The organism is Roseovarius sp. D22-M7 (genome assembly GCF_037083785.1).
Classification (GTDB): Bacteria; Pseudomonadota; Alphaproteobacteria; order Rhodobacterales; family Rhodobacteraceae; genus Roseovarius.
Genome location: NZ_JBAPKY010000016.1, coordinates 15,736 through 27,426, shown reverse-complemented (window position 1 = coordinate 27,426; position 11,691 = coordinate 15,736). Strand labels below are relative to the sequence as shown.

General features: G+C 64.5%; 11 protein-coding genes. 9 read left to right on the top strand and 2 right to left on the bottom strand.

Features of this window, described 5'->3' with window-relative positions; genetic code table 11:
• Positions 1–5 precede the first annotated feature (5 nt).
• Complete coding sequence (locus V8324_RS09235) at positions 6–641, bottom strand: gamma-glutamyl kinase (RefSeq protein ID WP_336419645.1); 636 nt, start codon at positions 639–641, stop codon at positions 6–8.
• Positions 642–832: 191 nt separating this feature from the next.
• On the opposite strand from V8324_RS09235, the gene recA reads away from it, so the two are divergent.
• From recA to V8324_RS09195, 8 genes are all read left to right on the top strand, one after another.
• Complete coding sequence (recA, locus tag V8324_RS09230) at positions 833–1,912, top strand: recombinase RecA (RefSeq protein WP_336419644.1); 1,080 nt, start codon at positions 833–835, stop codon at positions 1,910–1,912.
• Between the two features lie 134 nt (positions 1,913–2,046).
• Positions 2,047–4,722 carry an alanine--tRNA ligase gene (gene alaS / locus V8324_RS09225; RefSeq protein WP_336419643.1) on the top strand — a complete coding sequence of 892 codons (2,676 nt, stop codon included), beginning with the start codon at positions 2,047–2,049 and terminating at the stop codon, positions 4,720–4,722.
• On the top strand, positions 4,719–5,006 hold the full coding sequence (locus tag V8324_RS09220; protein ID WP_336419642.1) for a DUF1330 domain-containing protein: 288 nt from the start codon (positions 4,719–4,721) through the stop codon (positions 5,004–5,006). The genes alaS and V8324_RS09220 overlap by 4 nt, the downstream gene beginning before the upstream one ends.
• 43 nt (positions 5,007–5,049) lie before the next feature.
• Complete coding sequence (locus tag V8324_RS09215; RefSeq protein ID WP_336419641.1) at positions 5,050–5,595, top strand: histidine phosphatase family protein; 546 nt, start codon at positions 5,050–5,052, stop codon at positions 5,593–5,595.
• 101 nt (positions 5,596–5,696) lie between these two features.
• Positions 5,697–7,076, top strand: a complete 1,380-nt coding sequence (cysS, locus tag V8324_RS09210; RefSeq protein WP_336419640.1) for a cysteine--tRNA ligase — start codon at positions 5,697–5,699, stop codon at positions 7,074–7,076.
• Positions 7,073–7,690, top strand: coding sequence for a DUF6680 family protein (locus V8324_RS09205; RefSeq protein WP_336419639.1), 618 nt, complete (start codon positions 7,073–7,075; stop codon positions 7,688–7,690). The genes cysS and V8324_RS09205 overlap by 4 nt, the downstream gene beginning before the upstream one ends.
• Positions 7,680–9,302 (top strand): citramalate synthase, encoded by a 1,623-nt coding sequence (gene cimA / locus V8324_RS09200; protein ID WP_336419638.1) that lies wholly within the window; start codon positions 7,680–7,682, stop codon positions 9,300–9,302. Before V8324_RS09205 ends, cimA begins: the two co-directional genes overlap by 11 nt.
• The gene (locus tag V8324_RS09195) at positions 9,293–10,075 is read left to right on the top strand and encodes a squalene/phytoene synthase family protein (RefSeq protein ID WP_336419637.1); all 783 of its coding nucleotides are present in this window, start codon (positions 9,293–9,295) and stop codon (positions 10,073–10,075) included. Before cimA ends, V8324_RS09195 begins: the two co-directional genes overlap by 10 nt.
• An 8-nt stretch (positions 10,076–10,083) precedes the next feature.
• Here the strand turns inward: V8324_RS09195 and V8324_RS09190 are convergent, their stop codons facing one another.
• Positions 10,084–10,407, bottom strand: coding sequence for a HesB/IscA family protein (locus V8324_RS09190; protein WP_336419636.1), 324 nt, complete (start codon positions 10,405–10,407; stop codon positions 10,084–10,086).
• 94 nt (positions 10,408–10,501) lie between these two features.
• Here V8324_RS09190 and V8324_RS09185 point away from each other — a divergent pair, with 94 nt between their 5' ends.
• The gene (locus V8324_RS09185; RefSeq protein WP_336419635.1) at positions 10,502–11,659 is read left to right on the top strand and encodes a deoxyguanosinetriphosphate triphosphohydrolase; all 1,158 of its coding nucleotides are present in this window, start codon (positions 10,502–10,504) and stop codon (positions 11,657–11,659) included.
• Positions 11,660–11,691: the final 32 nt, after the last annotated feature.

Genomic DNA, 11,691 nt, shown 5'->3' with positions numbered 1-11,691 from the left:
GGAGGTCAGGGCTTGGGTCTCGCGGGCGGCGGCGTGTGGATCCCGTTCCCCTCGATGCTGTCCCAAAGGGCGAAATCGTCCCGGTACCTGCGACGCAAGCGGGCCTCGATCCCTTGTGATAGCGTCAGCGGCATCGCCGGTGACGTGTTTTCCGCCGCGGTTCGGATAGACGTCTCCAGGCGATCCTCGAGAAACGCCTTGAAGCCAGCCTGATCCTCGTAGCGGAAAAGATGCGTGACCCGGGTGCCGTTGCGTTGCGGCTCCAGGAATTTCGCTTGCGATCCGACCCGCGCGAAATCCGGCGGCTGCGCGCTGCAATACGCGGCGACGAAATCGTCGAAACTCATGCCATGTGTGCTGTTTCCATGCCCGGCGAGAGCCGCGCGCCGGCGGTAGCGAAACCAGCTGCGCAGCCAGCTGACAGGCTCGCGCATCACCGCGACGACATCGACATCCTCGCCGAGAAACCGCACGATCATCGGGCGGATGAACCGGTTGTAGCGAAAGACCGGCGCATGCTTGAGTTCGGGCGGCGAGGTCACGACCATCGAGGCCAGCGGGGCGAGCGCCATCTCGTAGGCCGTGCTGCCGGTCTTGGGCACCGCGAGCAGCACCAGTTTCTGCCTTGCGAAGACCAGCATGATTGCATCCCGTCCCTTGAATCGCGCACCCGAGGCGGCGATCTAAACCACTTGTTAATGCTTAACGCGAAAACTGTCAGTACAAACAAATACCTTGATCTGTCCAGATTGTGGCCTCATAACGGGAACAAGACATGAACATCTGCGCTCATTGCCGCATATGATCGGATGTGAAATAAGGAGACGAACGAATGGCAACGGCAGATTTACTCTCCATGGATAACAAGAAGAACGCGGACAAGCAAAAGGCGCTCGACAGCGCCCTGGCCCAGATCGAACGGCAGTTCGGCAAGGGGTCGATCATGAAGATGGGCGGCGACAACGTCATCGCCGACATCGAGGCCACCTCGACCGGATCGATCGGCCTCGACATCGCGCTCGGCATCGGGGGCATCCCCAAGGGCCGGGTGGTCGAGGTCTACGGACCGGAAAGTTCCGGCAAGACCACGCTGACGCTGCATTGCGTGGCCGAGGAACAGAAGAAAGGCGGCGTATGCGCGTTCGTCGATGCCGAACACGCGCTGGATCCGATCTACGCGCGCAAGCTCGGAGTCGATCTCGACGAGCTGCTGATCTCGCAGCCCGATACCGGCGAGCAGGCGCTCGAGATCGTGGACACGCTGGTGCGCTCTGGCGCGGTCAGCATGGTCGTGGTCGATTCGGTCGCGGCCCTGACCCCGAAATCCGAGCTGGAAGGCGAGATGGGCGACAGCAGCGTCGGCGTGCACGCCCGGCTGATGAGCCAGGCGATGCGCAAGCTCACCGGCTCTATCAGCCGCACGAAATGCACGGTGATCTTCATCAACCAGATCCGCATGAAGATCGGCGTGATGTTCGGCAGCCCCGAGACGACCACCGGCGGTAACGCGCTCAAGTTCTATAGCTCGGTGCGTCTCGACATCCGCCGCATCGGTTCGATCAAGGACCGCGAAGAGGTCGTCGGCAACTCGACCCGCGTCAAGGTGGTCAAGAACAAGGTGGCGCCGCCGTTCAAGCAGGTGGAATTCGACATCATGTATGGAGAGGGAATCTCGAAGACCGGCGAGCTGCTCGACATGGGCGTCAAGGCCGGGGTGGTCGAGAAATCCGGCAGCTGGTTCAGCTACGGCGACGAGCGCATCGGTCAGGGCCGCGAGAACGCCAAGAAATACCTCAAGGAACACGCCGACGTGGCCATCACCATCGAGGACAAGATCCGCGCCGCGCACGGGCTCGACTTTACCGCGCCCGAGGACACCAAGGGCGGGGACGGCGACATTCTCGAAGGCTGAGCCCCAACATCTTGCCACGCGGATGAGGCCCGGACCGTTCCGGGGGGCCTCGTCCGGCGACGGTGGACATGACGTTCGACCCCGGCTAAGTCTGCGCAAACGCAGGCCACGTAACGCCCGGAAAAGAGTGCCCCATGCCCACGCTCAACGATATTCGCGCCACCTTTCTCGACTTTTTCGAGCGCAACGACCACACCATCGTCGACAGCTCGCCGCTGGTGCCGCGCAACGACCCGACATTGATGTTCACCAATTCGGGCATGGTGCAGTTCAAGAACTGCTTCACCGGGATCGAGCACCCCGGCTATACCCGCGCCGCGACCAGCCAGAAATGCGTGCGCGCTGGCGGCAAGCACAATGACCTCGACAATGTCGGGTACACCGCACGCCACCATACGTTTTTCGAGATGCTGGGCAATTTCAGCTTCGGCGATTACTTCAAGGAACAGGCGATCCCCTACGCATGGGATCTGTTGACCCGAGATTTCGGGCTGGATGCGTCGAAACTGCTGGTCACCGTCTATCACACCGATGACGAGGCCGCGGCGATCTGGAAGAAATATGCGGGTCTCCCCGACGAGCGGATCATCCGCATCGCGACGGATGACAATTTCTGGTCGATGGGGGCGACCGGCCCCTGCGGTCCCTGCACCGAGATCTTCTACGATCACGGGCCCGGGATCTGGGGCGGACCGCCGGGCAGCGCCGAGGAGGATGGTGATCGGTTCATCGAGATCTGGAACCTCGTCTTCATGCAGTACGAGCGCTTCGCGGATGGCACGCAGCGCGATCTCGACATGCAGTCGATCGATACCGGCATGGGGCTGGAACGCATCGGCGCGCTGCTGCAGGGCAAGCACGACAATTACGACACCGATCTCATGCGCCACCTCATCGAGGCGAGCGCGCATGCCACCAGTGCCGATCCCGACGGTCCCGGCAAGGTGCATCACCGGGTGATCGCCGACCACCTGCGCTCGACCTCGTTCCTGATTGCCGACGGCGTGATGCCATCGAACGAGGGGCGCGGCTATGTGCTGCGCCGGATCATGCGGCGCGCAATGCGGCATGCGCACATGCTGGGCACGAAGGACCCGGTGATGCACCGGCTCGTCCCGGCGCTGGTGACGCAGATGGGGCAGGCCTTTCCGGAACTGGGGCGTGCGCAGCCGCTGATCGAGGAGACGCTGAAGATCGAGGAGACGCGCTTCAAGCAGACGCTCGACCGCGGATTGCGCCTGCTGGACGAGGAACTGGGCCGCGTGCCCGAGGGCGGCGCGCTGCCGGGGCAGGCGGCGTTCAAGCTGTACGACACCTACGGATTCCCGCTCGACCTGACGCAGGATGCGTTGCGCGAGCGTGGTCTCACCGTCGACACCGACGGGTTCGAGGCCGCGATGGCCGAGCAGAAAGCCAAGGCGCGTGCCGCCTGGGCCGGGTCGGGCGAGACGGCTGATCAGGCGGTCTGGTTCGACATCGCCGACGAGACCGGCGCCACCGATTTCCTGGGATACGATACCGAGACGGCCGAGGGCGAAATCGCCGCGATCGTCGAGGAGAACGCCCGCGCCAAGAGCGTCGAAAAAGGTGCGACATGCCAGATCGTGCTCAACCAGACGCCGTTCTATGCCGAGGCGGGCGGGCAGGTGGGCGATACCGGCACGCTGGTGACCAACACCGGCCATGCGCGCATCACCGACACCAAGAAGGTGGCGGGCGTGTTCATCCATTTCGCCGAGGTCACCGAGGGCGGGATCACGCGCGGGCAGGCGGCGCGGTTGCGCGTCGATCACGACCGCCGCAGCACGATCCGCGCCAACCATTCGGCCACGCATCTTCTGCACGAGGCGCTGCGCCGCGCGCTCGGGCCGCATGTCGCGCAGCGCGGCTCGCTCAACGCGCCGGATCGGCTGCGTTTCGATTTCAGCCATGCCAAGCCGCTGAGCGCCGAGGAAATGAGCCGGGTCGAGGGCGAGGTGAACGCCTTCATCCGCCAGAACGCGCCCGTCGAGACGCGGATCATGGCGCCCGACGACGCGCGCGCTCTCGGGGCGCAGGCGCTTTTCGGCGAGAAATACGGCGACGAGGTGCGCGTCGTGTCGATGGGCAAAATGGATGGGTCAGACAAGGGTACCGACGGGCGGACCTATTCGATCGAACTGTGCGGCGGCACCCATGTGCGCCGGACCGGCGATATCGGGGTCTTCACGGTGCTGGGCGACACGGCCTCCAGCGCCGGGGTGCGGCGGATCGAGGCGCTGACAGGTGCGGCCGCGTTCGAATATCTCAGTGACCGCACGGCGCGGCTTGGCGTGGTTGCGAGCGAACTCAGGACGCGGTCAGAAGACGTGCCCGCGCGGGTGAAATCCCTACTTGACGAGCGGCGTGATCTGGCCAACGAGGTCGCACAGCTGCGCCGGGATCTGGCGATGGCCGGCAGCGCCGGCGAGGGCGACGCGGCGGCCCCGCGCGAGATCGACGGTGTGCGCTTCCTGTCGCAGGTGCTTTCGGGCGTTCAGGGGCGCGATCTGCCGCCGCTGATCGACAAGATGAAGGCGCGCATCGGCAGCGGCGCAATCCTGCTCATTGCCGATACCGGCGGCAAGGTGGCGGTCGCCGCGGGGGTGACGGACGATCTGACTACGCGTCTGTCGGCGGTCGATCTGGTGCGCGCCGCGGTGGCCGAGCTTGGCGGCAAGGGCGGCGGCGGCCGGCCAGACATGGCGCAGGGCGGCGGCAACGACATCGGTGGCGCCGATGCGGCGATCGCCGCCGCCGAAGCAGTTCTGACATCCGAGAAGACCTCATGAGCGCCCTCTGGATCGCCCATGTGACGGTGACCGACGCTGACGCCTACGGTCGCTATGCTGCCCTGGCCGGCCCCGCCATCGCGAAGCATGGCGGTGTCTTCATCGCGCGGGGTGCGCGCTACGTGCAGCTCGAGGGGAAGGAGCGCGCGCGACATGTCGTCGCAAGGTTCCCGAGCTTCGAGGCCGCGCAAGCCTGCTACGACAGCGCCGATTACCAAGCAGCGCTCGATCATGCGCGCGGCGCGTCGGAGCGTGATCTGGTGATCGTGGAAACGTCCGAGTAGGACTGTGGCCAGTGAAGGCAAGCCAAGGGAAAGGACGACAGCCATGCGACTTCTGCTGACAGTCATCTTTCTGACCCACGCCTCTTTTGGCGCGGCTGCCGATCTGTCGCTGCTGAAGCAGGACGGTGTCGTGGCCCTGATGCGGCACGCGCTGGCCCCCGGCACCGGCGACCCCGCGGGGTTCGAGTTGGGCGAGTGCAGCACGCAGCGCAACCTCGACGATCGTGGCCGCGCGCAGGCGCGTCGCACCGGAGAGGCCCTGCGCGATGCCGGTGTCACCTTCGATCATGTCTGGACCAGCCAGTGGTGCCGGTCACGCGACACCGCCCGTTTGATGGACATGGGCGAGGTCGTCGAAAAGCCGCCGCTCAACTCGTTCTTCGGGGGGCAGGGCGATCGTGCGCGTCAGACGGCCGAAACCCGGGCGCTGATCGCGGCGCTTCCACCCGACGCGCGGCTTCTGATCGTGACGCACCAGGTGAACATCACCGCGCTGACCGGTCGCGCGGTTCGGTCGGGCGAGATCATCGTCACGCGCCGGACGGAAGACGGGCTGAGGCCTGTTGGGCGGATCTCGATCGATCGGTGACCGGACGGGCCGAAACCATGCCAGCTGCGCGGCCTGCATTGCGTGTTTTCAAGGGGGGCCGAAGTTGCTAGATCCGCCGGACAGAGGCGCGCGAGGCAGGAATGACCACCATAAAGCTGCACAATACCAGAACCCGCCGGAAAGAGGTCTTCGCGCCTCTCGATGACAAGAACGTACGGATGTATGTCTGCGGGCCGACGGTCTATGACCGGGCGCATCTGGGCAATGCGCGCCCAGTGGTGGTGTTCGACGTGCTCTACCGGCTGCTGCGACATGTATACGGGTCGGATCATGTCACCTATGTACGCAATTTCACTGATGTGGACGACAAGATCAACGCCCGCGCCGCCGAGAGCGGGCGCGAGATCGGCGAGATCACGGCCGAGACGACGCAGTGGTTTCTCGACGACATGGGCGAACTCGGCGCGCTGAAGCCCGACCACATGCCGCGTGCGACGGCGTATATCCCTCAGATGGTGGCGATGATCGAGGATCTGGTTACGAAGGGTCATGCCTACGAGGCCGAGGGGCATGTGCTGTTCGCCGTGGACAGCTGGCGCGAGAAGTATGGCGCGCTGTCGGGACGCTCGGTCGACGACATGATCGCCGGCGCGCGGGTCGAGGTCGCACCCTACAAGCGCAACCCGATGGATTTCGTGCTTTGGAAGCCGTCGGACGACGATCAGCCCGGCTGGGACAGCCCGTGGGGGCGCGGGCGGCCCGGCTGGCATATCGAATGCTCGGCGATGGCCCACGAATTGCTGGGCGAGAGCTTCGACATTCACGGCGGCGGCAACGACCTGATGTTCCCGCATCACGAGAACGAGATCGCGCAAAGCTGCTGCGCCCATCCCGAGGGCGACTTCGCGCGCTACTGGCTGCATAACGAGATGCTGCAGGTCGAGGGCAAGAAGATGTCCAAGTCGCTGGGCAATTTCTTCACAGTGCGGGATCTGCTGGATACGGCGGTCTCCGGCGAGGTGATCCGGTTTGTTTTCCTGCAGACGCATTACCGCAAGCCCATGGACTGGACAGAGAACAAACGTACGGATGCTCAGAAAGAATTGGGCAAATGGCACCGCATGAAGGGCAACGAGACGGCCGGACAGGCGCCGCAGCAGGTTCTCGATGCGCTTGGCGATGACTTGAACACGCCCAAGGCGATCGCGGAACTGCGGAAGCTTTCAGATGCCGGGGATATCCCGGGCCTGCTCGCCGGCATGGACCTGATGGGGATCAGGACCGTCAGCGATGAGTTCCTTTCGCAAATTCGGGAGGATGAAAGGGAGGTCGTCGAAGACGTCCGAAGTCAGCTCGTCGAGGCCCGTGAGACGGCAATGCGGACCAAGGATTTCTCCGAGGTGGATCGCCTGAAGTCCGCGCTCGTCGACGCGGGCGTCGAGGTGCGCATGAGCAAGGAGGGCGTAGAACTCGTGCCTGGCGCCGGCTTCGACCCTGCCAAGCTGGAGGCGTTGAAGTGACTGCTCAGTTCTGGATCACGACCGCAGCCATTGTGCTTGGACCGGTAGTTGCAGTCATCATCACTTTCTTGCTGCAAAAAAGAAGTGACCTTCGTCAGAGAAAACTTTTTGTCTTTCGCTCTTTGATGACGACCCGAAAGACCCCTCTAAGTCCCGAGAGAGTACAGGCACTCAATCTTGTAGAAGTCGAATTTCATAAAGAAAAAAATGTCCTAGATAAGTTCGAACGGCTCTTGCGAACCTACAACGATCAAGTCCGCTGGAGGTCTGATGACACGGAGATACGGAACGAGGTGATAAAGGAAGTTGATGATCGAACCGCTGAGCTGCTTCGAGAGATGGGGTCCGTTCTCGGTTATAGGCTTGAAAACCTAGACCTTTTGAGAGGTGGCTATTATCCAGAGGCATTTTCAACACTAGAAAAACAACAAGAGGAAATTCGCGAGTTTCTTGTCGGTTTGAACAAAGGAATAAGGCATCTTCCTACGGCTGTAGTAGACGTTCGGCATCCTCAAAAGATTTTAGACCAAGCTCGAGAGACGGACGAGGTGCTGAAGGCAGCGGCTCGTGATGAGCGCGGCTTTCCGGAGCAGGGCAAAGCAAGTGACACGTGACCGCCTCTATCTCTACGATACCACGCTGCGGGATGGGCAGCAGACGCAAGGGGTCAGCTTTTCCACCCCCGAAAAGGTCCAGATCGCCGAGGCGCTCGACCGTCTTGGCGTGGATTACATAGAGGGGGGCTGGCCCGGTGCCAACCCCACCGACAGCGCGTTCTTCGACGCCGTTCCAAAAACCCATGCCACCATGACCGCCTTCGGCATGACCAAGCGCGCGGGGCGGTCGGCGGAAAACGACGACGTGCTGGCGGCAGTGATGAACGCCGGCACCCCGGCCATCTGTCTTGTGGGCAAATGCCACGATTTCCACGTGCACGCCGCGCTCGGCATCACGCTGGACGAGAATGTCGAGAACATCGGGCGCTCGGTTGAGCACTTGGTCGCCGCCGGCCGCGAGGCGGTGTTTGATGCCGAGCATTTCTTCGACGGCTACGCGGCCAATCCCGACTATGCCCTGACCTGCCTGCGGGCCGCGATGCAGGCCGGCGCGCGCTGGATCGTGCTGTGCGACACCAATGGCGGCACGCTGCCCACCGAAGTCGGGCGCATCGTCGGCGAGGTGATCGCGAGCGGCGTCCCCGGCGACCGGCTGGGCATCCACACCCATGACGACACCGGAAATGCCGTGGCCGGAAGCCTAGCGGCGGTCGATGCCGGGGCGCGGCAGGTTCAGGGTACCCTAAACGGGCTGGGCGAGCGCTGCGGCAATGCCAATCTGACGACGCTGATCCCGACGCTGATGCTCAAGACGCCCTATGCCGAGCGGTTCGACGTCGGGGTCAGCCGCGACGGTTTGCGGCGGCTCACCGCTGTCAGCCGCCAGCTCGACGAGATCCTCAACCGCGTGCCGATGCGGCAGGCGGCCTATGTCGGCGCCTCGGCCTTCGCGCACAAGGCGGGGCTGCATGCCAGCGCAATCCTGAAGGATCCCAGCACCTACGAGCATATCGACCCCGAAACGGTCGGCAACGCGCGCATCATCCCGATGTCGAACCAGGCCGGGCAGTCGAACCTGCGCCGCCGGCTGGCCGAGGCGGGGATCAAGGTCGAGGAGGGCGATCCGGCGCTTGCGCGGCTGCTCGAGACGATCAAGACGCGCGAGGAGGCGGGCTATACCTATGACAGCGCGCAAGCGAGTTTCGAGATCCTCGCGCGCGAGGAACTGGGCCAGATGCCGCAATTCTTCGAGGTCAAGCGCTACAAGGTGACCGTCGAGCGGCGCAAGAACAAGCACGACCGGATGGTCAGCCTGTCAGAGGCCGTGGTCGTCGTGAAGGTGGACGGCGAGAAGAAGCTGTCGGTCAGCGAATCCATGGACGAGCGGGGCTGCGACCGCGGGCCGGTGAATGCACTGGCCAAGGCGCTGGCCAAGGACCTTGGACGTTACCAGCAAAGCATTGCCGACATGCATCTCGTCGATTTCAAGGTGCGGATCACCCAAGGCGGCACCGGCGCCGTGACGCGGGTGATCATCGATAGCGAGGATTCTGGGGGTCGCCGCTGGTCCACGGTTGGCGTGGGGCCCAACATCGTCGACGCCTCCTTCGAGGCGCTTCTGGAGGCGATCAACTGGAAGCTGCTGCACGAGACCGCCGCGTGGGCGTGAGTTTCGACAACAATCTCGTCGCCTGTGCGGACATGGTGCGGCGCGGCGACCCGTCGCGTTTTCAGGCGACGATGGCGGCACCGGTTGCAGCGCGCGGCGTGCTGTTTCCCATCTACGCCTTCAACATCGAGGTGGCGCGCGCGCCCTGGGTCACGCAGGAGCCGCTGATCGCCGAGATGCGGCTGCAATGGTGGCGCGACGTGCTGGAGCAGATCCGCAGTGGCGGTGGCGCGCGGGCGCATGAGGTGGCGACGCCCCTGTCCGGGCTTCTCGATGCCGAGGCGATCACGCAGCTCGACGCGCTGATCGCGGCGCGTCGCCGGGACACGCAGCGCGCGCCGTTCGAGGATGACGCGGATTTCTCAAGCTATATCGCTGCGACCTCGGGCAACCTGATGCTGGTGGCGGCGCGCGCCCTCGGGCCGGTGCGCGAGGATGTTGTGCGCGACGCGGGCTTCGCGCTTGGCCTCGCCAACTGGTTCCGGGCGATCCCGAGGCTCGAGGCGGCGGGGTGCAAGCCGCTGCCGGACGGGCGGCCCGAGGCGGTGCGCGGATGGGCGCGGGAAGGGCTGCGCTGCCTTGCGCAGGCGCGGGTAAGCAGGGCAGGGGTGTCGCGTGCCGCGTTTCCGGCGATGCTGCCGTTATGGGAGGCGGCACCGATCCTGCGCAGGGCGGCAGATCAGCCGAAGCTCGTCGCCGAGGGTGGGTTGGAACCCGCGCCCGCCCGCAGCCGGGCGATGCTCATGCTGCGCGCAATTTCGGGACGGTGGTAATACTGCGCTTACATCGAGAACGACGTGCCGCAGCCGCACGAGCTTGACACGTTCGGGTTGTCGATCACGAACCGGGCCCCGATCAGCTCCTCGCTGAAATCGATCGTCGCCCCGGCCAGGAACGGCAGCGAGACGCTGTCGACCACCACCTTTTGCCCGTCATGCTCCAGCACCAGATCGTCCTCGGCCGGCGTGTCGAGCTTGATGTCGTATTGAAATCCTGAACAGCCGCCGCCCTCGACCGCGACGCGCAGCGCGTGGTTGGATTTGCCCGCGTCGATTTCCGCCAGGCGGGCGAACGCGCGGGGGGTGACCTTGGGGGGCAGTTGCATGGCGTCTCTCCGGGCGTGATTTCAAGTGGTATTCAACATTTCGAACTTAGCTGCGATATAAGACCCGACGCAACAGGCGACAAGGACACCCAGCATGATGGCGCCCCATGCCACCGATCCGGCGCGGACCCGCGGCCGGCTGGTCGACGAGGAGGAAAGCGCCTTTCGCTCGCCGTTTCAGCGAGATCGCGACCGGATCATCCATTCCAGCGCGTTTCGACGCCTCAAGCACAAGACGCAGGTCTTCGTCGCCCATGAGGGGGATTACTACCGCACCCGGCTGACCCATTCGATCGAGGTGGCGCAGGTGGCGCGCACGATCTCCGGCGCGCTGGATCTGAACGCGGAACTGACAGAGGCGGTGGCGCTCGCGCACGACCTCGGGCACACGCCGTTCGGGCATGCGGGCGAGGACACGCTTGCGGCGCTGATGGCGCCTTATGGCGGGTTCGACCACAACGCGCAGGCCTTGCGCATCGTCACCTCGCTGGAGCGTCACTACGCCGTCTTCGATGGGCTCAACCTCACATGGGAGACGCTGGAAGGGCTGGCGAAACACAATGGCCCGATCACCGGCGCGTTGCCCTATGCGCTTGCCCAATACAATGCCCGTCACGATCTGGAGCTTGACACCCATGCCGGGGCCGAGGCTCAGGTCGCGGCGCTGTCGGATGACATCGCCTACAACAATCACGATCTGCATGACGGGCTGCGCGCGGGGCTTTTTACCGATGACGAGATCGCCGGCCTGCCCATCGTCGGCGACTGTCTGGCAGAGGTGGACCGCCTTCATCCCGGGCTCGACCACAAGCGGCGCCGCCACGAGGCGCTGCGCCGGGTCTTCGGGGCCATGGTCGGCGACGTGATCGCGCAATCTCGCGACACGCTGGCCGAGATAGAGCCCCGGACGGTCGAGGATATCCGCCGCGCCGGCACGCCGGTGATCCGGTTTTCCCCCGCGCTCTGGCACGATCTGCAGGCGATCCGGCGCTTTCTCTATACCCGGATGTACCGCGCGCCCTCGGTCAACGAGATGCGGGCGCGTGTGCATCGCGTGGTCAGCGATCTGTTTCCGTTCTACATGGGCGCTCCGCAGCATCTGCCCGATGAATGGCGCAGCGACGTGGCGCAGGCCAGCGACGAGACCGCGCTTGCGCGGCTGGTCAGCGACTATATCGCCGGTATGACCGATCGCTTCGCGCTGCAAAGCCATGCGCGGCTGATCGGCGGCGATGGCGGCCCCCTTGGCTGATCGACTGGGTGATTGACGCCCGGGGTCGCAGT

Coding starts and splice junctions, on each gene's coding strand:
- V8324_RS09235 (WP_336419645.1), bottom strand. CDS start 641: ATGCTGGTCTTCGCAAGGCAGAAACTGGTGCTGCTCGCGGTGCCCAAG.
- recA (WP_336419644.1), top strand. CDS start 833: ATGGCAACGGCAGATTTACTCTCCATGGATAACAAGAAGAACGCGGAC.
- alaS (WP_336419643.1), top strand. CDS start 2,047: ATGCCCACGCTCAACGATATTCGCGCCACCTTTCTCGACTTTTTCGAG.
- V8324_RS09220 (WP_336419642.1), top strand. CDS start 4,719: ATGAGCGCCCTCTGGATCGCCCATGTGACGGTGACCGACGCTGACGCC.
- V8324_RS09215 (WP_336419641.1), top strand. CDS start 5,050: ATGCGACTTCTGCTGACAGTCATCTTTCTGACCCACGCCTCTTTTGGC.
- cysS (WP_336419640.1), top strand. CDS start 5,697: ATGACCACCATAAAGCTGCACAATACCAGAACCCGCCGGAAAGAGGTC.
- V8324_RS09190 (WP_336419636.1), bottom strand. CDS start 10,407: ATGCAACTGCCCCCCAAGGTCACCCCCCGCGCGTTCGCCCGCCTGGCG.
- V8324_RS09185 (WP_336419635.1), top strand. CDS start 10,502: ATGATGGCGCCCCATGCCACCGATCCGGCGCGGACCCGCGGCCGGCTG.